The organism is Halomonas sp. HK25, assembly GCF_047795635.1.
Classification (GTDB): domain Bacteria; phylum Pseudomonadota; class Gammaproteobacteria; order Pseudomonadales; family Halomonadaceae; genus Halomonas.
Genome location: NZ_CP181044.1, coordinates 3,661,959 through 3,682,755, shown reverse-complemented (window position 1 = coordinate 3,682,755; position 20,797 = coordinate 3,661,959). Strand labels below are relative to the sequence as shown.

The 20,797-nt window shown below is 67.3% G+C and carries 13 protein-coding genes and 1 pseudogene; all 14 read right to left on the bottom strand.

The window, feature by feature from the left end; translation table 11 throughout:
• Positions 1 to 94: 94 nt before the first annotated feature.
• Positions 95 to 580, bottom strand: a pseudogene (locus ACM26W_RS17255) (aconitate hydratase); the annotation flags it as partial.
• A gap of 277 nt (positions 581 to 857) precedes the next feature.
• The gene (locus ACM26W_RS17250; RefSeq protein WP_416138206.1) at positions 858 to 1,355 is read right to left on the bottom strand and encodes a hypothetical protein; all 498 of its coding nucleotides are present in this window, start codon (positions 1,353 to 1,355) and stop codon (positions 858 to 860) included.
• Positions 1,356 to 1,367: 12 nt separating this feature from the next.
• On the bottom strand, positions 1,368 to 4,538 hold the full coding sequence (locus tag ACM26W_RS17245; RefSeq protein ID WP_416138205.1) for a DUF6519 domain-containing protein: 3,171 nt from the start codon (positions 4,536 to 4,538) through the stop codon (positions 1,368 to 1,370).
• Positions 4,539 to 4,551: 13 nt separating this feature from the next.
• A complete protein-coding gene (locus ACM26W_RS17240) occupies positions 4,552 to 6,630 on the bottom strand; it encodes a hypothetical protein (RefSeq protein WP_416138204.1) in 2,079 nt (692 codons plus the stop codon).
• Positions 6,627 to 10,922, bottom strand: coding sequence for a putative baseplate assembly protein (locus ACM26W_RS17235; RefSeq protein WP_416138203.1), 4,296 nt, complete (start codon positions 10,920 to 10,922; stop codon positions 6,627 to 6,629). The genes ACM26W_RS17240 and ACM26W_RS17235 overlap by 4 nt, the downstream gene beginning before the upstream one ends.
• Positions 10,919 to 13,495, bottom strand: a complete 2,577-nt coding sequence (locus tag ACM26W_RS17230; protein WP_416138202.1) for a putative baseplate assembly protein — start codon at positions 13,493 to 13,495, stop codon at positions 10,919 to 10,921. The genes ACM26W_RS17235 and ACM26W_RS17230 overlap by 4 nt, the downstream gene beginning before the upstream one ends.
• A complete protein-coding gene (locus tag ACM26W_RS17225) occupies positions 13,492 to 13,860 on the bottom strand; it encodes a GPW/gp25 family protein (protein ID WP_416138201.1) in 369 nt (122 codons plus the stop codon). The genes ACM26W_RS17230 and ACM26W_RS17225 overlap by 4 nt, the downstream gene beginning before the upstream one ends.
• 2 nt (positions 13,861 to 13,862) lie before the next feature.
• Positions 13,863 to 14,069, bottom strand: coding sequence for a hypothetical protein (locus ACM26W_RS17220; protein WP_416138200.1), 207 nt, complete (start codon positions 14,067 to 14,069; stop codon positions 13,863 to 13,865).
• 126 nt (positions 14,070 to 14,195) lie between these two features.
• On the bottom strand, positions 14,196 to 14,705 hold the full coding sequence (locus ACM26W_RS17215) for a phage baseplate assembly protein V (RefSeq protein WP_416138199.1): 510 nt from the start codon (positions 14,703 to 14,705) through the stop codon (positions 14,196 to 14,198).
• Between the two features lie 123 nt (positions 14,706 to 14,828).
• Positions 14,829 to 15,968, bottom strand: coding sequence for a hypothetical protein (locus ACM26W_RS17210; RefSeq protein ID WP_416138198.1), 1,140 nt, complete (start codon positions 15,966 to 15,968; stop codon positions 14,829 to 14,831).
• Complete coding sequence (locus ACM26W_RS17205) at positions 15,961 to 16,323, bottom strand: LysM domain-containing protein (RefSeq protein ID WP_416138197.1); 363 nt, start codon at positions 16,321 to 16,323, stop codon at positions 15,961 to 15,963. Before ACM26W_RS17205 ends, ACM26W_RS17210 begins: the two co-directional genes overlap by 8 nt.
• A gap of 31 nt (positions 16,324 to 16,354) precedes the next feature.
• Positions 16,355 to 17,011, bottom strand: a complete 657-nt coding sequence (locus ACM26W_RS17200) for a hypothetical protein (protein ID WP_416138196.1) — start codon at positions 17,009 to 17,011, stop codon at positions 16,355 to 16,357.
• The gene (locus tag ACM26W_RS17195) at positions 17,008 to 19,644 is read right to left on the bottom strand and encodes a proprotein convertase P-domain-containing protein (protein WP_416138195.1); all 2,637 of its coding nucleotides are present in this window, start codon (positions 19,642 to 19,644) and stop codon (positions 17,008 to 17,010) included. Before ACM26W_RS17195 ends, ACM26W_RS17200 begins: the two co-directional genes overlap by 4 nt.
• Positions 19,645 to 19,755: 111 nt before the next feature.
• Positions 19,756 to 20,763: a hypothetical protein gene (locus ACM26W_RS17190; protein WP_416138194.1), complete on the bottom strand. Its 1,008-nt coding sequence runs from the start codon at positions 20,761 to 20,763 to the stop codon at positions 19,756 to 19,758.
• Positions 20,764 to 20,797 lie beyond the last annotated feature (34 nt).

Here is a 20,797-nt window from a genome sequence, read left to right as displayed (position 1 = left end):
AACCGCGGGCAAAGCCCAGCTCCCACAGTAAGCCTTCAGCGTTGCCTTGATTTTACAAGAGATTGCAAAGCATCAGTACCCTTCGGCCTTCTTCTCAGGCGGCCCCAATCATCTTGCGCAGCACATAGTGGAGAATGCCGCCGTGGCGGTAGTACTCCAGTTCGTTGGCGGTATCGATGCGGCAGAGCGCCTCGATCTTCTTCTCACCCCTGTCGGATTTCACGGTCACCTTGACGCTGCCGCCCGGGGTGAGGTCGGCAAGCCCCTCGATGGAGACCTGCTCGTCTCCGGTCAGGCCCAGGGTATGGCGGCTCTCGCCCTCGGGGAACTGCAGCGGCACCACGCCCATGCCGATCAGGTTGGAACGGTGGATGCGCTCGTAGGACTCGGCGAGCACCGCGCGCACGCCGAGCAGGCGGGTGCCCTTGGCGGCCCAGTCGCGGCTGGAGCCGGTGCCGTACTCCTTGCCGGCGATCACCACCAGCGGCGTGCCCTCTTCCTGATACCGCATGGCGGCATCATAGATCGCCATCTGTTCGCCGGAGGGTACGTGGCGGGTCTCGCCGCCGACCACGCCGTCGTGTTCTGGTCAATTCACCAGGCGGGCCAGCAGCAAAAAAACCGTGTCTGACAGGATCCCGTGGGCACTCCCTGAGCTTAGGCGGCTGATCGGGGGATGGCTATGACAAGAACAGCAGGCCTTGTCCCATGCGCTTCATTGGTCGGATTGGTGACGAAAACATCAGTACCGGGCTTGGCGTGCCACTGTCGGCAGCAGCAAGCCCGGATGGCAGTGCATGAACGATCACTACAATAGCTACGGCTGTATTACTAGATGAGTCTGCGTGACGGGAAAATCACCTCTTCATCTCCTCGAGGTCGGCCAGGGCTCGCTTGAGGGCCGTCTCGAGTGCCCCTTGCCGCTGCTTGATCGCCTTGCTTCGTCCTTCGAGGGACCGAGTGGCCTGGTCCGCCAGTTCTTGGAGATGGGGGGCATTGGCCAGCACTGCCTTGAATCTGGCGCTCTTGAGCAGGGTCTGCTCGGTATTGGTGGCCCGCTGAGCGACGTCGACGTGCTCGGCGAGACGGTTGCCGTAGGCACCGAGCTCACCAGCGAGGGTCGCGGCGATCTGGGTGACGGGATTTTCCAGCGTGCGGTTGGTCCGGGCCTTGGCACGCAACTCGGGCAGGCGCAGGATGGTGCCCGGTTTCAGCTTGCCGATGTCCTTGAGCTGCGGGTTGGCCTTGAGGAGCGCTGCTTCGGCTTTTTCGCGTTGTTTGGGCGTGAGCCGAGCGTAAAGTTTGTCGGCAATTTCGGCGACGCTTTTCTCGCCACGGAAGGTTGCGATGGCCATACAAGTTCTCCTTCAGACACCGATGATGTTGGTCAGGCTCATGTCGTTTGGTACGGGCGCACCCCCTTGCACGCGGATGTTGCCGGTGCTGGTGTTGCCGATGACGATGGCGAATCTTTGCTGCGGATGCAGGTACAGGGTGTCGATGTCGCCCAGGGCGATGAGGCGGTTGTTGCTGGCATTGAGGGTGCGCGCGCCGAGTTGGCCGAGCAGCGGTTCCCGGCCGCCTTCGCCGACCGTTTCGCAGTGGTTGTCGGCGAACAGGCAGCTATCGACGGCGGCGACCTGGTTGAGTGGCACCCGGGTGAGGTGACCGCGCAACTGGTTACCGCGGATAGACACCGCCGATGGGCGCAGTGGCAGCGCCAGGATGCGGCTGGTGGTCATCAGATACGCCGTGTCGGCGCCGGTAAAATAGCTTGCTGCGGCGACATGGGTGACGACGCCAGCCGGCACCGGTGCAATGTTGATCGCCCGCCACTCGACGGGGGCGAGATTCGGGTTGTCGTCGGAAATGCGCTCGATGGTGTTGTCGTCTACCGCCACGCGGTCGAACGGCGGCAGCAGGTGCACCGCGGCCACCGGGCCGCTGATGCGGTCGGGACCAATGCCATGAAGCCGATTGCCGGCGATCCGCAACTGGCCCACGGCGGCGGTGCGCAGGCCGTCGATGCCGGGGCTGCTGACAGCGTCGCGCGCAACATTGGCGATCAGGTTGTCGCGCACATCGCCCCGTTCCACCCAGATCAGTTGTACCCCGGCGAAGGCGGTCGAGACGCTTGCCAGGGCCCGGCCCAGGTTCACGAACTGGTTACCAGTGACGGCCAGATACCCGGCGGCGCCGCGTTCCGACATCACCAGCGCACCGCGCCCCATGCCGTCGACCATGTTGTCCGCGATGATTGCGTTCTCGATGCGCTGGAGGATGGCGATCGCGTCGCCTTGCAGGTTGCGCAGGCGATTGGCGCTGATCCGCACCCGGTCGAGTGCGACCGGGTCGAGGCCTTCCTCTAGCACGATACCGTTGCCGCTGCGCTCGCCCGCGCCGCTGATTTCATTGCGCTCGACGGTTAGCCCGTCCACCCCGGCACGAATGCCGTCGCCCGAGGTGTAGATCACGTTGTCGGCAATGGTGAAAGTGGAGCCGGGCACCACGGCGCCGGTGGCCATAATGGCGGCCTGGGTGCCGACCAGCATCAGACTGCCCTCGATGCGGGTGGTGCCGAAATGCAGGCTGGTACCATCGAAGCTGACCGCGCGCTGGCTGCAGAAGAACAGGTTGCGCGCAATGCGCAACTCGCCGGTGAGCACGTAATTGCGATCGCGGCCGGCCACGGTGGCGATTCCGCGCTCGGCAACGATGGCGCAATCGGTGACGCTGGCGCCGAGCACATTGCCGGACAGGCCGATACCCGCACTGGTGGCGTCACCCACCGCCAGGCCGAGCACGTTGATGTGTTCGGCGCGCAGGTCGATCACGTTGTGCGCGGCGATCACGCTGGTGGTGCCGCTGCTTGCCGCCGAACCGATCAGGGTGAGATTCTCCAGCGCCACCCCGGTGCTGCCGGTGATCTCGATGATGCCGCCGGGCTGGCTGCCGACCAGCAACGTGGCCCAGCCCTGTCCGCGCATGCGTAGCGAACGTGCCCCGTCAAGGTTCAGTGTGGTGCCGATGTCATAGTTGCCGATGCCCAGGCAGATCGTACCGCCGCTGTCCTTGATGCTGTCGATCGCCTGTTGCAGGGTGGCGGCGCCGCTGTTGTGGCCTTCCGCGCTGACGCAGATCGTGCAGTCGCAGCCTTCGCCTTCGGCCATCGGCGGCCACAGGGTTCGGCAGTCGGTTTCCGCGTCGGGAAAGGTGACGATCGCCAGGCGCGCGTAATGATGGTGGATGCCCAGCGGGGGCGCGTGATCGAGGATCTCGATGCTCGCATCCACGCTGCGCGCGGCGCACACCCACCAGTCGCCGCTTCTGAATTCGCCACCGGCCGGGTCAAGGTCGAACTCCACCAGGATGCCATATTCGAGAAACAGCCGCGTACCCGCCGCCGGGATGGTGATCTCACCGCTCGCCAGCGGGTCGTTCAGGTCCTGCACCGCGGTGCCGTCCTCGCGCCGCACCTGGCCGGACTGGTCCCAGCGTCGCACGCGGGTGTTGCGCCCCGGGTCGGTGGCCTGCTGGGCGTTAGTGGGGAACCGCCCGGCCGGCAGTGCCGTGTCGAACTCCAGTGTGCGGGCGGTTTCGTCCACCCCACCGGCCACGCGAATGCGGCGCAACTCGCCGGGCAGATTGTTCAGTTCGCGCCAATCGTCGGTCACTTCGACCCAGTCGCCGTCGTGAAAGCGCAGCACATCGTCGCGGCCGATGCTCTCGACCGTGATCCGGTCGCGCGCCGGGTTGATGTGGGTCAGCCGCGAAGCCACCGTGGCGTTGTCGCGCGACCACTTGAAGGTCGCCGTGCCAAGCACGCCGCCGGTGTGCACCTCGACCCGGTAGAGTTGATTCTCCAGACCGAGATAGCCGGCCGCGGGCGGCACCTGGCACGGGTTGGGCTCGAAGCCCGGGGTGCCGGTGGCCGTGCTCAGGCGCGCCGCGGACGGAGCGATGATCGCAGGCCAGCCGGGGATGTCCTCGTCCGGTGTGGCGCAGCTGACGTTGCCCACATTCTCCAGCAGCTTCACCTGCCATACCGTCTGGCGCCGCCCGGTGGTGTCGACGCCCACCGCCTTTTCGACCAGATCCGGTACCTGCAGCGCGGTGACATCGCGCTGCCACACGTCCACATACACCAGGTGAGGTCCGCCGTCGGGCAGGGCGGGCGCGTCGGGATAGTAGGGCTGCGCGCTGTAGTTCAGCGCCGTGGTACCGGTCAGTTCGGCCAGGCGGGGCTCCCACACCTCGGGGGTGGCGCCGTGGTTCTCGGCCAGCAGGCCGTCCACATAGATGCGCCCCACGCCGATGCTCAGCTCACCGCCGGCAGCCTCGATGCGAAAGCCGTCCGGCGTGATGCGGGGCACCACGTTGCCGCCGAAGGTGTCCAGCGTGCCGGCCTGAAGGCGACGCGCCAGTTGGGCGACCCATTCGTTCCAGTCGGCGTCCAGCTGGACCCGGCCCTGCTGCATGACGACGCCGAGAAAATCTTCCCGGGCGTCGAAGCGGATGCGGCTCAGATCGAAACTCATGATGTGGACTCCCTCAGGATTCGTGGAAAACGCCGGCACGCAGACCGACCCGCAGGTATTCCGCGAGGCGGATGCGCAGATTGGTCACGCGCTGGGCGCCGTAGAGGTGATGGAACACGCCCATCTCGCTCTCGTCGTCGGCGCCGCGCAGGATCTGCGCCGGCGTGGCGGTGGATAGCTGGCCGTAGGGTGGGGAGCCGTAGTGCAGCGAGCTGAAGCGCGGCGCGATTTGCTGTGCGGCCGCGGCGGAGTCGGGTTGGCAGCGGTGGCGGGCCGGGACGATGGATTCCAACGGCAGCCACGAGAAGCGCACGCAGCCGGTCTGCTTGCGGGCCGCGCGCACCGGGGCGGCCCAGGTGTCGGCGGCGGCCAGCGCGGCAAGCAGGATGCAGTTGGAGATCAGCCCGACCTCGGCGGTGTGCAGTTTGCCGATCACCGTGCAGGCGATCAGCGACAGTGCCGCGCCGGGGGCTGCGTCGTCCGCCGCGGCAAAGGCCACGCCGTCGCGCGCGGTGGCGTCGATGATACTGTCGGTGGCGCGAACGGTGCTGCGTTCGTGGCTGCGGATGGCACCGATAATGCAGCGCTCGATTTCGGTTTCGAGCCCGGTGATGGCCAGCTGCAGGCTCGGTGTGACGGGCTGCTCTGCGCTGCCGTCCGGATTGAGTGTGATCCCCGGTACCAGCGTGCAGTGGAGCAGATTGAGCCGTCCCAGCACATTGCCTGCGGCATCGGGTACGACCAGCGCGGCGCCGGATACCAGCAAGCCGTTCAGGGTGCACGCGCTGTTTGCGGCGCCGCTGATGCTCAGTCCTCCCAGCACCAGCAGCGGTCGGCGGCCATTCACGGCACGGATCTCCACGCTGCCATTGGCAACGATGTCGATGGCGAGCGTTTCCTCGTAGCGGCTGCTGTCGGTGATCTCGATCACGCCATTGCCGGCAATCGCGGTCAGTGCAGCGACGAGTGTGGGATGCTCGTCCGGCACCCGGACTACCGCGGTGGTGTCTGGAGGCAGTGGCAGGCTGTGGCCGCGCTCGTACTCGCCGCCGCCGATGGCGGCGGAAAAGCCCTCGTGCCAGGTCAGGCGGACATCGGCCGGGTCGGGTGCATCCAGCGGTAGGGAAACTCGACCGAGCACCGGATCGATGGCGTAAAAACCGTCGGGCGGTGGGCTGTGCGCCCAGCTGCCGGCATCGTCGGCCAGGTTGCAGATGTGGATCCGGTCGCGTTCGATCACGGTGCCGTCGACCGTCAGAATCAGCGCCGGCTCGGGATTGTCCAGCGGGTCGCCGGCGCTCGCGCGCTCGCCGTAGTGGCGGGCCAGATGGGTGCCCAGACGACGGCGCGACAGCGGCCACGGCACATTGTCCGGTTCGGCCAGGTGGGTGATGTCGTCTTCGGTCCGCGGGCGGTTGTAGAGCGGCAGGTCGTGGCCGAGCGGGCTGGCCCGGTAGCGCCTCAGGCCCTCGCGCGCCGCCGGCGATTCGCGGTGCGGCCAGGCCTGGATGCGCCAAAGGTGCAGGCCTACGTTGGGAATGTTGTGGCGGCCGCGTCCGGACTCGATGCGGCGCACGCCCACGCTGCGGTTTGCGGTTTCGAAGGCGGTGCCTATCCACTCGAGCGCCTCGCCGGCGCGCAGGTCGGGCGACTGGAGGTTGTGGGGTCGGGTGTGGTTCATGGTCTGGGTGGTGCACAGGCGCTGGAAGTACTCCACCGCGCGCGCGTCCCAACCGGTGACATCGCGTGCCAGCTGTTCAAGCACCAGCGCGGTGCCCTTGCGCCGGCGCAAGGCAATGGTGTGGGCGACTTCGGCGCGCGCGCTGGACGCGCTCGGCGCCACCTGATGCAGGCTGCGATAGCCGATCAGGTCGCCGATGTAGGGCACCACCCAGTCGGCGCAGGTTTCGATGAACAAGTCGTCGTCGAGCTGTTCCAGACTCTCCTCGGCGACGCCGATCTGCTCGGCCAGCACGGAGATCAGCTCTTCCAGCGGGCCGCGTTGCAAGCCCCCGGCGCGCGCCAGTTCGGCATCGCGGATGCGGTGGACGGCGGGCAACAGCTCGAACAGGGCTTGAGCGTCGAAGTTCACGGCAGCACCTCCAGTTCGATCGGATCCGTGGCCAGGGTCAGCAGTTCAGCGGGCTGCGGCAGGGCCGTGAGCGAGGCCACAGGCACGCTGGCGAACAAGCGCGGCACCAGTGCGGGCGGGCTCCCGAGCCGATACAGCCGGGTCACGTGCACCGCCTCGATCCCGCGTACCCCCTGGGCCACGGCGGCCACTTCGTCGACCGACACGGTCTGGCCGAAGGCACGGCGGGCGAAGCCGAAGTGCTCGCGCAAGGTGGCCTCGATTGCCTCCAGCACGGGATCGGTCTCGAACTCGCTCAACACCTTGATCGACAGCCGACAGCGGAAACGGGCGTCGGTGTAATTGAGCATGCGCAGCGGCACCAGCGGATCGCCATAGGTGGTGAGCGCGTCGCGCAAATTCTGGTAGGTGTCGCTGCTCTCCGGTACCTCGGCGCCATCGACCCCGGCGATGGTCAGAAAAACGCCGCGCGCCGGCCCCGCCGGAATCCATAGGGCATGGGCCTTGTCGATGCCGGCGAAGGCGCGGGCGAAGTTGGCGTAGTCGTCGATCGACACCGCGCGCTCCAGGGTCAGTACGGTGAGCGGTGCGTTGTCGCGCGCCCGCGCCAGGGTCTCGGCATCTTCGCCGCCGGTCGCCGGCTCGGGGTTAAGCGCCGCGGTGACGCCCAGGGGACGGCTGAGCAGGGTGGTCAGCTTGCCCGCCGCCAGATTGCCGTCGACGCCGATCCCCTTGCGGTAGCGCACCCGCAGGTTGCTCTCGCCGCCGGGCAGGCGCGCGCCCTCCAGACCATCGCCGAAATGCACGGTGGTGACCGCGTCGTCGTTCTGCGTGGTGGCGTAGACGCGGGTATCGGGCAGGGCGGCGTGTAGGGTTGGGACTTCGCTCCACAACACGTCATTGACCCGCAGTTCGAGCGTGGATGCGCGCCCGCTCGGGGTGTGTGCGCTGACGAAGGTGAGCGGGCTCTGGCCCAGTGCAAAGCGCTGGTTGGGTACGCTGCCGTCACCGCTGCCGAGGATCGCTTCGACGGTTTCGCCGTGAGTGGCGGGGGCGACGTTGGCGTTGAGGCGGGCCGAGCGGCGATCGTAGCAATGGCGGGTGGCGGCGGCGAGCTTGAGCCGGGTGCGATCGCGGTCGCGGGTAATTGCGTTGTCGGCATTGGACAGGAAGATGATCTCGGCGACCACCAAGTCGTCCTCGTGCGGCACTTCGAGGCGGATTTCCGAGCCACGCAGGTTCACGACGCCGATCTGGCCGTCGCGATCCTGCAGCCTCAAGCGCAGGCGCATGGCGAACTTTCCGATGGCCGCCCCGAAGGCTTGCGGATCGAGGTAGTGCGGGGTGGCACCGATCATGCGCACCGGGGCGTCGATCAGCCTCAGGCTGTCGCCTTCGGCCAGCAAGCGGGTGGTGCCGCCATCGCTGATCCATGGCAGATCCTTCGCCCCCCGCGCCAGCACGATGCGTTGGCGTTTGCCGCTCAGGGCGAGTGCCTGGCCCGGCAGCAGCGCTTCCACCTGTTCATCGAGTGCAACCTGTTCGCCATAAACCGGCATTTCGAGCGGGATCTGCGCGAGCGGGAGTTCTTCGCTTTCGACATGCACGCTCAGGCTGCGCACGGCGTGTTCGAACTCCGCGGGCAGGCGACCGCCAGGCAGCTCGCCCTTCAGGTGGAGTCGGGTGGTCTGCCCCGACAACAGGTATTCGGCACGGCTGGCGGTGGTGGCCGAGGTGATGCGATAGAGCTCGATTGAATTGGGTACCGACAACAGTGCCCAGCCATCGGCCACCACCGCAGCGTTGACCGGGCTGATGTCAATCGCATCGGGCTCTCGGAGCAATGGCTTCCGGCGGCCCGAGGCGACGACGATGTATTGACCGGCGAGTGCATGATCGACGCTGGCAATGATCTGCTGATAGGCCGCCTGCGCGCCGTTGCGCGGCGCATCCATCCAGCCTTCGGCCTCGCCGATCAGCGGCAGCAACTGTTCCGCGGCCTGCATCGGTCCGAGCAGGTTTGGTGGCATGAGCGCCGCCACTTGTGCAAGCAGGCTGCCGGCGGCAGGTTCGCTCACCGGACTGCCGCCCGCGCGTGCGACGCCGTAGGCGGCGAAGTGGCGGGCGACATCCGCGATTTTTTCCGGGTTATCGGGGGCAAGCTGAGGCGGCAGGGCACGGGCGATGGTGACCGCTGCGGTGACCAGCGCGGCTATGTCCGCCGCCGCTGCCGCGCCAAGTGCAGTGAGCCCGGCCTGGCGCGCATGGGTGGCGACGCCGTTGCCGGCTTCTTGCAGCGCGGCCAGCGCCTGAGCCGGGTTGAGCAGTCCAGCAGTATGGCCGATGCCTAGTTTCGCCTGCTGCGCCATGCGCGCAACGTCCATGCCGAGTTTGGCAAACTCGGCTCCAGCCGCCTCGATGATGGTTTTTTGCAAGGCCAGCAGCGATTGGCCCACCGCACCGCCGGCGTCAAACAACGACGCGGTCCAGTCCTGCACACTGTCCACTGCACCGCTCAGGTCCAGCAGTTCGGTGAAATGCTCGGGGCTGAGCTGATCGCCGATCGCGTCCCTGAGCTTGTCGACCACGTCGCGCACGATGGTTGCAGCGCTTTGTCCGTCGTTGCTCGACTCGGACTGCGTGGCGTTCAGCGCGACGGTCACCTCGTCCAGTGCGGCTCCGGCACTGTCGAACGCTTCGCCGACCGCGGTCAGCCAGTTGGGCAGCTGCAGCGCGCCATCGGCATTCGGTTCCAGCTGCTGCTGTACGCCATTGACCGCCGCCATCACCTCATCCCACACCGGCTGGAGATCGGGCAGCACAGTGGCAGGCACCGAATCGGCCAGCGCCGTGCTTAGCTCGTCCAGCACCGCCTTGGCGACCTCCACCGGATCGCTCAGACCGTTTGCGGCATATTCCTGAATGCGCTGCGGCAGGCCGGCGATGCGGTCGCCTATGATCTGACGCGCATAATCGAAGGCGATATTTCCTACCAGCGACTCCACCGACATCTGTAGCGCCTGTACTGCCTGACCCTGGGTGTGAATGAGGGTGCGTGCCTGCTGTGCGACATCGTCGATCGCGAGTCCGACCAAGTCCGCCATCCCCTCGGCACTCTGCCGTGCAAAACCGAGCGCATTCTGCGCAAGCTGACCGCCTGCAGCGACGACGCCCGCACCGGCTTGGGCGGCCTGGTGCATGGCGAGGGCGGCGGATCCTTGCGCGGCGGCCGTGGCAGCGGCGGCGACTTCGGCGATCGTGGCCTCGATGTGGATCTCGTCGAACGCGGTGCTGCCCTCACGCCGCTCCGGATACACCGTCGCGAGCACGGTGAAGTCGGGCCATTCTTCCGTGTCGCCCGGGCGCTGCAGGTTGTCCGCGCCGAGCAGGCCGATGTAGGTGGCCTTCATGTCGTCCGACAGCGCACGCCAGTCGGGTGCGTTGCTGCCGAAGGCGGCAGTGCGTTTGCGGAAGGTGAAAATGCGAACGCCCTCGCTTGCCGGCAGCACGAAAGGCTTGCTGTGGCCGAGGCCGATTTTCCAGCGCACGCGGGTGAGGCTTCGTTCGGTGTCGAGGTGGACGCTGGAGATCACGCGCACATCCCAGCGTTCGTTCTGCGGATCGCTTTCATGCTCGGCACCGACGATGAGCAGCAGATCACCCGTCGCAAGATTGAAGTCGAGACCGTCGAGCCACAAGGCGGTGTCGCCGAACGCGGGGATGCGCGCTTTGCCCTGCTGCACCGCAATTGCGTTCCATTCGGCACGCGCCGGGGTCGGGGCGACGGTCTCGAAACTCTGCGCCTGTTCGTCCTGGCCCGGCACGCTCTGCACGCGGGTGCCGACCGGGATCACGATGGGTTCGGCCGGCGCGGCCGGGGTGGTCTGCAGGGTGAAGGCGAGGTGGGTGCCGGCGGCGACACCGGGTGCGAGCTGGTAGCCGATCAGGCGCGCCATCTCGCGCACCGACAGGCGTTCGGTGGCGGTGCGCAGGTAGTGTTCCTGGGCAAAGCGCTCGGTGTAGAAGCTGAGCACATCGAGCGAGGTGGCCAGCGCGTCGGTGATCGCGAGGCTGAAGTCGCTCGCTTCGCGAGTGCTCAGCGCGGCCAGCGCGGGGGTGTCGGCGCCGGACAGGCGGGCGCGCATCGAGTCTACGAAATCACCGTGGCGACCGATGCGGTAGGCGATGGCGGGCAGGCTCGGCGGGTTGTCGATCCGCCGCGGCGTATCGGCCTCGATGCCGGCGCAGCAATCGCAGCCGGTATCCGTTGAAGTACGCTGGGCGCTCATCATTTGCCTCCGTGCAGTTCAAGGCGCAGCACGCCGTGCTCGGGGAAACTTGGGTCGTTGTCCAGCCGCGCGATCTCCAGCCGACCCAGGGTCATGAAACCGTCGGCCAGCGGCTTCGGGTCTTCGTGGCCCTGGCGGTGGAAGCGGGTGACCTGCACCGAGGCGACGCCGGGCACGGTACGCGCGGCGGCGTACAACGGGCTGAGGAAGACGGTCTGGCCGAAGCTGAAGTTGTCCGCATGGAACAGGCCGCGGGTACCGTCGGCGCGCGTGCGCGCGCCGAGCACCTCGAGCAGGCCGTGACGCACATCGGAGCGGAAGTAGCCGGCGTCGACACACACCAGCAGGTCGATCTCGAGCGAGACATGGATCGGATCGTTGATGCGCAGGTCGTGGCCGGCCATGCGGTAGCGGTCCAGATGCTCGATTGCGGTGGTGGCGAAGACCGCGTCCACCGGTTCGCCGCCCTCCCGGTCGACGGTGACGAACACCGTGTGCCAGCTGCCGGTCCAGCGCAGGCTGGCCGCCGCACGCTGTACCCCGGCGAGCCGTTCGGTGACTTCCGCATAGTCGGCCGGGGTGACCGCGCGCTCCTGAGTGTGGAACGCATGCGGCGCATGGCGGCGCACTTCGGCGGTGGTCTCCGGGCTCACGCCACCGGTGGCTGGCATCGGATTGGTAACCGTCTCGATTCGCCCTTCGGTGGTGACGACGTGGGTGATGGTTTCGGCGCCGACGTTGCCCTGCGGGCCGTTGCCGATGCGGTAGGTGGCGGCGAAGGCGGTGCCGGTGTCAGGGCGGCGGCCATGGGTGTCGTCGCCGAAGCGCAGCCGGGCGCTGCCGTCGTCCTCGGTGTCGATCACGAGGTGGGTGTCGGTGGCGCGGCTGAACAACAGGTCGCGGCGCGCCGTCCAGGGTTCGATGCTGGAGCCCAGGGTGCTCTCCAGCGTGATCGCGGGAACGGCGTCAGCGGTGCGCCATTGGAGTGCGGCGCGCGCCGCGGCCTCGGGGTCGAAGCGCAGCCGCTCGCTGCGACGCAGGCCGTGTTCGATGAGGGTCTTGAGCACCGTGCCTTGCCGGGTCACCGGGCCCTCGGCCAACAGCGGACGGAAGCGCGGGGACAGGGGCTCGGGCGCCGCACGCTGGCAGGGATCGCCGCCGGCGCTCGCGAAGTGCAGGCGCGCTTCCGGCACGCTGCCAAGGGCCTCGTCCGCAATGCTGCGGCCGTGATCGACCAGGATGTTGTTGCCCAGCGCGATGCTCACATTGTTGATCAGGGTGCTGCCATGGGCCTCGTCGGTCTCGCTCGACAGGCACAGCGGGAAGGGCAGCGCGTCGTCGGCATGCCAGTGGATCTCGGTGATCTCGGTGTCGTCGAGCGGATCGGTCAGCGGCGCGACCCCGTCGAAGGCACGCACCTCGGTGAGGCGCACGGCGTGGCGATGGGCCGGATCGGCATCCTCGGGCTCACCGCTCAGCGGGCCCATCATCTCGCGCAAGATCAGCACGTCGCCGACCGCCAGATCGGGCCAGTGACCGAGCAGGGTCGCCGCGCGGGCGCCGACCGGCAGGCAGCAGCGCGCATCCCCCCAGGTGTAGAAGTCGAAATCGTTGTGCTCGATGCGCAGCGTCGCCTCGTGCATGGGTTCGAAGATCAGCGGCTCCGCCTGCATGGCATCGCGCTCTTCGGGTGAGTCGGGTGTCACGCGTGGCGATACGCCTGGCACCCGGGTGAGGAAGCGCAGCCCCGGCGGTAACGGGAAGGCCGCGCCGCTGACCTGCAGATGCAGCCAGGCGCGTGCGTTGCAGCCTTCGTTCATGGCGTAATCGACCAGCAGCGCGTGACGGCGCAGGCTGCTGCGCCGACGTGCGGTGTGCAGGTAGGCTTCGGTGGCGATCGCGTCGAGCTGGTAGTGCTGCAGGTCGCCCACATAGGCGATCAGCTCGGCCAGCGTGGTAGTCAGATCGGCCGGGCTGCGGTCGCGCCAGCCGGGCATCTGGCGGCTCAGGCGGTCGATGATCAGGCGGCGCAGGCTGGTGTAGTCGCGCGCAAGGTAATTGATGTCGGGTATCGGTTTGGGGGCTTCCACGCAGTCGTGGCGTGGCGCGCAGTCGAAGTTGGTCGGGCATTCGACCTTGAACGCGAACTCGGCAGCCGACAGCCGCGGGTCGAAGTCCGGCAGCGGTGCATCGTTGCCGCCACCCTGCAGCAAGTGCAGGCGGTAGGTGGAAAAGTCACCCTCGCTGTTGGTGCGTACCAGCAGGATCCGGTCGGCCCCGGGCAGGGCGGTGAACCACGCCTGCTCGGCCGCGGTCGCTTCGGCTGGCGGGGCACTGGCAATGCCGACCCATTCGATGCCGACCCGGCGGATGCGCTCGCCACCCTCGATGCGCACGTTCTCGGGGGTGAGCCCGGGCGGCACCGGCTTGAGCAGCCGGATCATCAGGGTGCGCTGTCGGGGGCTGCCGGCCGGGGCGTCGAGATCGAGCACTTCCAGATAGTCGATGCCGTTGAGCGTGGGGTGCGCATCCACCGCCGCACGGCGGTTCTCTTCGCAGCAGGTATAGACAGTCATGCCGAACCTCCCTGCACGAAGCTATCGCGCTGGCGGGTTTCGCTGCGGCGGACCACGTACTGCACGGTCACCGACAGGCGTGCGTCGACCGCTTCGACCTCGACGGCCTCGACCGTGATCAGGTCACCCAACCATTGCTGCAGCGCGCCCTGCACCAGAAATTGGGTGGTGGCGGCGAGTTCCGGGCTGTTGGGCGCGAACACCAGTTCGCGCAGGCCGCTGCCGAAGTCCGGGCGCATGACGCGTTCGCCCGGCGCGGTGAACAATACCTGTTCGATCAGGCCACGTACCCAGGTGGCTTCGTCGGCCTCGCGCGTGCGACCGCGGCCGTCGAACTGGTAGGGAAAGTGAACGCGAATCGTCATGGTCAGCTCCCGATCACCCGTGTCTGCGCCGCCACCGGCAGCAGCGGGGTGCCGTTGGGGGCGCACACCGCCTGGCTGTCCATCAGCACCAGCGGCTGACCATTGGACATCACCCGCGTGGCCGCCACCACCCACTGCCCGGTCACGCATGGCACCGGACTGCCCGATACGTTGAAGGGGCAGCCGGCGATCATCCACGGTGCGCTCATCAACACCGTCGGCTGCCCGCTCACCAGCACGCGCGGATTCGGTGCGGTGGCGCTGGCGGTGCCGCCGTGTGCGCAAAGGACGCTTGCGCCGACATGGAGGAGGGGGCCGGGCATGTCGTTGGTCTCCTAGAGCACGGTCAGTGCACCGTTGTTGATGGTCACGGTCGGGCCGATCAGTGTGATGGCGGCGCCTTTGCCGTTCTGGATGTAAATGCCGGTGTCGTTGACGATCAGCGTGGCCCCGGTGGCGCTCTTGAGCATGATTCCGCCGGTGGGACCGGGCAGGTCCGAGATCGTCAGGCCGTTTTGCAGGGCGGTCTGGAAGGTGATGCCCTGCATGCCCGGCGGTGTGGCGAGCGCAAGCGCGGGGACCTCGGCCGCACTTCCCCAGAAACAACCGACCCAGATCGGCTTGTCCGCATCACCCTGCTCGAATTCCACCCACACGCCTGAACCGGGTTGAGGGAGTGCGAACATCCCGTTCTGGATGCCGGCCACCGGCGCGCACGGCATCGCCCAGCTGAGCGGGGCAAGGCCGGCTACATCCGGCACCTGAACCTGGATGCGACCCTGCTGCATGGGGTCGATATTGGAGACCACCAGGCCGCGATACTTGCCGTAGAACTTTTCAGTCATGGGACCCTCGCGGCGTTTGAGGCCTTGCCTGCTGCGGGCGCGGACACGCCGGTTCGCAGGTGTTCGGCGGGTCCGGCAGTTGGCCCGCTGGTAGGTAGGTTTTCAGGGAGTAGAGGACGGTTTTCATACCGGCACCTTCGGCGTGATCGAGATCAGCCCGTTGCGGCTGAGGTTGAAGCTCTGCTTGAACTCGCCGCGCTTGAGCGTGCTGGTGACGCTGCTCACGAAGTACAGGCCGTCGTAGGCGATACCCGCACCGCGCACGCCGACCAGCTTGCGTGGCTTGAGGATGCGGCCGTAGCGCAACACGTCGAGGGTGCCGGTGGCGGTGACCGCGTCCTGTGACTTCTTCGCTTCGGCGAGCCCGCGGGAGATGGCCTGCATCGGGTTGAGCTTGGCCGTGTCTTTCATCATTTTAATGTTGGCGATGGGTGCGGGCAGCAGGCCGAGCGGCGGTTGCAGCGGGTTCAGGTTGGGGATCGGAATCGGGATCGGTACCCGGGTGAGCTGGTTCTGGATGAACACGATCGGCAGCACGCCCTTGGTCGGGTCGAAGCTGAAGTTCAGCGATTCGACGTTGGTGTGCGCATCCATGTCGATGTTGAGCGCCGGTTGCGGCGGACCGACCTTGATCTCGGGACCGAAGTAGGCAATGTTGGTGAGCGGCGCCTCGCCCGGCTCGATGTAGAACACGTGGCCCACTTCCTCCGCCAGTTGCTGCAGGTAGGCGAGGTCGGTGCCCTTGTGCGCCGGGATGCGCTCGACCGGGATCGGTACATCGGGGAAAAAAGCCGGGATCGGCAGCGGAATGATGCCGAAGGCCGCGTACTTGGCGCAGATTAGCGCCACCCGCGCCTCGATCGGCATGGCCGGGTAGGGCAGGCCGCTGAAGTCGATTAGATCCATGACCTTGGTCAGGTCCTCGCCGGTCACGGTGATGCTGCCGGGTTGCTTGTTCTGTCCGGCCTGCACTTCGACGTTGGTCACCACGCCGTCGAACAGTGGCTGCGGACGTCCGCCGAGGGTGACGATCAGCACCACGCGCAGTGGTGGCGTGCCGATGCTGGTGTTCTGGCCCACGGCGATCAGGAAGATGGTGTTCAGCTCCGACTTGCTGGTGACCTTGAAGCGCAGCTGAAAGCCGCTGCTCGCACCGGCCGCGCTGGTCACGCTGACCGACTCGAGGGCGTCGATCATCATCGCCGGCACCGGGATGGGCACGATCGGGCCGATCAGCAGGCTCAGGTGGATGGCGCTAGACATCCGTGCCTCCCGCTACCCCTTCGGGCAAGGTGATGCGCAACCGGCGGCCGACGGTGTCGACCAGTTCGTTCGGGTGCATCACGCCGTTGCCGTCGCATAGGCGCCAATATTGCTCGGGGTCGCCGAGGTATTTCGCGGCCAGGTTGTCGGGGCGGTCGCCGACCTCGACGCGGTGCTCGCTCAGCGTGGCGAAGTTCTCCGGTGGCGGGACGAAGCGGCGGCGCACAAAGGTCACCGGTTCGCCGTCGGGGCGAATCCACTGCTTGGTGTCCAGCCCGTAGTAGCGGCTGTCGGGTGGGAACGTCGGCGTGGTGAGCGCGTTGGCCTGCATGAAGGCCTTGAGCGGATCGGTCATGGCAAGCCTCCCGATGTCATAAAATACGCCCTCATGGAATACCCCCGATGCCCAATGCATCGAAGCCGAAGGTTGCGGCCTTCGCGGCGAGTATTTCACGGCCCTGCAAATAGGCCATGAACAGGCTGCCGCCTTTGTGATCGAAGCCCAGGTCGTCGATCGACAGCACCCGCAACCCCAGGCTGAGCTTGGCGCGGATCGGGTTCAGAAACGGATCGAAGGCCTCCTCGGTGATCGAAAACTCGGTCACCCGCACCGGCACGATGCGGTTGGCGCCCCACACGAAGATGGCCAGCGCCGACTCCATCGGGGCGATCTCCAGCGTGCCCGAGGCGGCCAACGCCTTGCCCGCGAGCAGGTCGGCGGCGTCCGGATTGATCAGCGACTCCAGCACCGCCAGTTGCGGCGCGATACCGGCTTCGATGGTGCTGCGGTTCTGCTCCGGGAATTCGAGCTGATCGGCCGCGTCGATCTCCGCCTCGAGCTTGAAGGTTTCCACCGCAGGCCCCTTCAGCCGCAGCGCCTCCGAGCGCTCCGCCCCCTCGTCGACGTGCTGCGCCTGCAGCGTGCGGGTCAGCGTGTCCGGGTTGTACTGAAGCGCAATTACGCGGCGCACCTGCGCAGAGCCCGGATCGATCAACACGATGCCGGCCTTGACCAGGCGGGGGGACTGGCTGTATCCGCTCATGGACTGCTCCCTAGTCGGCCATCGCTTTGGCGCGCTTGGCCCTTACCGCCTTTAGGCTTATCGGCGGCACCTTTGACCGCCTTTGCGGCCTTTTTGCCACTGATGGCCGCCTTCGCGCTCGTCGGGGCGGGTGCGGCCAATTGGATGTCGAGCGCCCAGCGGTTGAGTTTGCCGACGTCGCGTGCGGCAAGATCCTGTACCAGCAGGGTCCAGGTGCCACTGCAGGGGTCGCCGCGCAAGGCCTGCAGCGCGGCCACGTCGGTCGAGGCATAGCTTGCGCGCAGGTTGTCCTGGCTGCCGCCGCTGCGATCATGCAGCGTGATCTCGATACCGGCAGGCGAGCGCAGCCGAACGCGCAGGTCGCCGATGTAGGTGTGGGTGATGTCGACCGTCACCACGATATCGACGACGAGCCCCTGTTCGGCCACGACAAGGCCCCGCTCGATGCCCACGGTACGGTTGTCGGGGATGTGGATGCCCGGCGTGTCTTCTACCACCACGCGCGGCGGCGGGGTGATGGCGCCGATGTCAAGTGACCATTCGTTCAGCCGTCCGGTATCAAGCGCCGCCTCGTCACGTACTTTCAGCGTCCACAGGCCGCGCGCCGGCTCGCCTTCGAAGTGGCGCAAGGCGGGCAGGGTCGATGCGTCCCAGGTGCCCATGAGGTCGTCACGGCTGCCGCCCGCTCGGTCGTGCAGCACCACCTCGCGACCGGAGGGCGAGGTGAGCGTGACCACCAGATCACCGATACAGGTATGGCGGATCTCCACCGCAACCCGCAGGAAGCTCACTTTGCCCTCAGCGCTGACCTCCAGCGTGTCGCTGATGCCTTCGGCACGGTTGTCCGGAATCGCGATTCCCGGCTGCGACACATAGCGCCCCTCGGGTTTCGGTGCGGGCACCGGCTCGGTGTCGCCGCGCAGTTGTCGTGCCAGTGCCACGGCGCGTTCGGCATCCACTCTTCCGTGGCCGAACCACGGGCTCCAGCTGCTGTCGGCATGGCCGATGTCCTGGAACGCTCCGCTGTCGAAGGGCGCGACCGGCGACACGTCCCATGAGGTATCGGGGTCGTAGCTCGCCGGCGGGGTGCGCGGGTAGGGGGTGACATCCAGGTCCTTGGCCGCGGTGCGGCGCAGGACCGAGGCCAGCTCCAGCGCGCTCAGCACCGGATTGGCCGACAGCACCAGGCCCGCGATGCCGGCGACCAGCGGCGTGGCGCTGGAGGTGCCACCGAAATCCTCGGTGAGGCGGCTGCTCTCGCCGGTAGCGGTGGTGATGCCCCGGCCGGGCACGTCCATGCGGAAAAAGGCGTGGCTGTTGCTGCTCGGCGCGCACAGATCGATGCCGGTGCCGTAATTCGAATAGTGGCTGCGGTGCGCGGTACTGGCCAGCGCGGCCACATGCATCACCCCCGGAAGGTCGGCCAGATTGTTCTGGAAGCGGCGCGTGGTCTCGACTCCGCCCCAGCGCCATGCATTGCTCTGGAACACCCAGCCATGGGTGTAGGGCACATCCTGCGCGGCGTCATGAAGAATGGGGCAGTTCTCGTTGCCTGCCGCCCACAAGAACAGGATGCCGCGCCCGCGTGGCCCCCCGCTGAGCGCAAGCTGGTTGATCCGGTTGACCACCGCGGACGCGAACAGGAAGCGCGGAACCGCGCCCCACGAGTTGGACAGCACGTCCACCTTGTCCGCGACAAAGCTCAGTGCGGTGAGCAGCTTGGAATCATTGACCAGCAGCGAGGGGCCTTGCGACTCCCACTTGATCGGCAGCAGCCGGCAGCCTGGGGCCGCCCCCACGCTGAGCACCCCATTGACCTCACCGGCGATGACGCCGGCGCACGACGTGCCGTGGTTGGCGCCGCTCTGGTACATGCCCGCGGGCTGGGCGTCGATGTCGTGGCTGGTCACCAGCCGGGTGCCGCTGAAGTAGCCCCATGTCGCGAACTTGCCCTGCGAGTCGAAATCGGGATGGTCGAGTTTGCAGCCGTCGTCGGTTACGCCGATCACCACCTCCGGGCTGCCGAAGCCATCGAGCAAGACCCAAGCCGCCTCGCAGCGGGCATTGGCGCGCGGGTCGACTTCGGGGTGGGCAAAATGGCCATGCAGATGCCACTGGCGCAGATAGGCCGGATCACTCGGCGGCACCAGCGCGTACTTGGTGACCAGATAGTTGAGATCGTTTTCCGCCAGTGCCACCAGGGGCTCGTTCTCGGTCAGCGCCACCACTAGCTTCACCGGGTTCATGCCGGTGTGCTGGGTGAGCTGGAACAGGAAGTCCCGGTCCGAGTAGCGCTCGCACTGCATCAGGCCGTAGCGCCCGGCGAACTCGGCCACCTGCTCGTCGCTCAGCGCCTCGTGGAAAGTCACGATCACGCGGTCGGTGATCAGGAAGTCCTGGTCGGTATCGGCAACGGTGTAGGCATGGTGGGTCGGTGCCAGCCCTCGCGCCTGCGCCATCATCGCTTCGAGATCCTGCGCTCGCCCGCGGACCCGCGAAGAGCCGGACGAGACCTGTTCGGCGTCGTCCGAAATGCCGGCCGCGCGTAGCGTGTCGGGCAGCGCGCGCGAGACGAAGGCATCCGGTCGTTTTTCGAGTGTCAGTTTCTTGCCGCCACGATAGGTGTAAGTCATCTCGGCGTTCCTTTGCATTCATTGATCAGCCGCGACGTTGACAGGCTCCTGGTGCGACCACCCTGGATGGTGAGGGGAGATTGCCCGTACGCGCGCATGCTTGGGCCGTCCCTAAAAGTGCAGGCGAAGCGAGCCGCCGATAAAGCTGGCCGGCGGCACGGAGGAGGGGCCGGCGGGCTCGTCGGGGCGGGTGAGTGGGCCCTGGACGCCGAATTCGGCGGACATCACCGGTACCTCGCGGCAGGGCGCACCCACCCGGTCGATCTCCGACTTGAGCTTGGCTACCGCGCCGATCACCTCGGCGTAACGTGCCTGGGGCGCAAAGGTGCGCGACAGTTCGCTGGCCTCGGGGTCGGGTGCGGGCGGGGTCTGCACCGCCTGGATCGCATCGCGCAACTTCGTCCCCGCTGCCTCCAGCGCCGAACGCGCCGCGGCCGGATCGACCGCCCGGCAGGTGGTGCGTGTGGTCTGCACGGTAAGCCCGGCCGCGCCCCGGCCCTCGGGGGTGGCGCTGGCGCGGGCGATGATGCGCACATGCGGGATCGCGTTGATGGTGACGCTGAAGGAGAACTCGCTGGTGCTCGCGTTCAGGGCGAACACCACCCGTTCGGCGCCGCGGAAGGGCACCGGCAGACGGACGGCGAGCGAGGCCGGGAGGTCGATACTGACCGCCGCCGCGCCGAGATTGAAGGCGATGGTGGTGGACGGCAGCGAAAGTCCCCCTCCGCCGGCGGCCGGCCCCGGTGTGCCGCCCGTGGCTGGCGTGGGGCCCGGCGTGCGCCGCGGACTGACGGCAAGCGCGGGTGCCGGCAGACCGAAATTGGGCGTCAGACACGGGTTGCCGGCGACGAGGTTGACGGGATTCACGCCAGGATGGCAGGTGCCGAAAATGCGCATCAGGCGCGTGCGACTGACCACCTCGGGCGAGCGCAGGCTCAGCCGGCACAGCGTCTGCATATCGCATGTCGCTTCCGCCATGGAGGCCTCGAAGGCGGCGTTGTCCTCAGTGCCCGGCACCGGATCGCGCGACACCGCCGGGCTGGCCGCGCTGATTCGCGGTATCGGCGCGCCGGTGGTCACACTGGCGGCAGCGCGACGGGCATCATGGGTGAAGCTCATGCTGTCCTCCTTGTGTGGCCTGTCGGTTTTTGGT

What these genes read in the sequence shown, in the direction of transcription:
- ACM26W_RS17250 (WP_416138206.1), bottom strand. Translation starts at nt 1,355, where the DNA reads ATGGCCATCGCAACCTTCCGTGGCGAGAAAAGCGTCGCCGAAATTGCC.
- ACM26W_RS17245 (WP_416138205.1), bottom strand. Translation starts at nt 4,538, where the DNA reads ATGAGTTTCGATCTGAGCCGCATCCGCTTCGACGCCCGGGAAGATTTT.
- ACM26W_RS17235 (WP_416138203.1), bottom strand. Translation starts at nt 10,922, where the DNA reads ATGATGAGCGCCCAGCGTACTTCAACGGATACCGGCTGCGATTGCTGC.
- ACM26W_RS17230 (WP_416138202.1), bottom strand. Translation starts at nt 13,495, where the DNA reads ATGACTGTCTATACCTGCTGCGAAGAGAACCGCCGTGCGGCGGTGGAT.
- ACM26W_RS17225 (WP_416138201.1), bottom strand. Translation starts at nt 13,860, where the DNA reads ATGACGATTCGCGTTCACTTTCCCTACCAGTTCGACGGCCGCGGTCGC.
- ACM26W_RS17220 (WP_416138200.1), bottom strand. Translation starts at nt 14,069, where the DNA reads ATGAGCGCACCGTGGATGATCGCCGGCTGCCCCTTCAACGTATCGGGC.
- ACM26W_RS17215 (WP_416138199.1), bottom strand. Translation starts at nt 14,705, where the DNA reads ATGACTGAAAAGTTCTACGGCAAGTATCGCGGCCTGGTGGTCTCCAAT.
- ACM26W_RS17210 (WP_416138198.1), bottom strand. Translation starts at nt 15,968, where the DNA reads ATGTCTAGCGCCATCCACCTGAGCCTGCTGATCGGCCCGATCGTGCCC.
- ACM26W_RS17205 (WP_416138197.1), bottom strand. Translation starts at nt 16,323, where the DNA reads ATGACCGATCCGCTCAAGGCCTTCATGCAGGCCAACGCGCTCACCACG.
- ACM26W_RS17200 (WP_416138196.1), bottom strand. Translation starts at nt 17,011, where the DNA reads ATGAGCGGATACAGCCAGTCCCCCCGCCTGGTCAAGGCCGGCATCGTG.
- ACM26W_RS17195 (WP_416138195.1), bottom strand. Translation starts at nt 19,644, where the DNA reads ATGACTTACACCTATCGTGGCGGCAAGAAACTGACACTCGAAAAACGA.
- ACM26W_RS17190 (WP_416138194.1), bottom strand. Translation starts at nt 20,763, where the DNA reads ATGAGCTTCACCCATGATGCCCGTCGCGCTGCCGCCAGTGTGACCACC.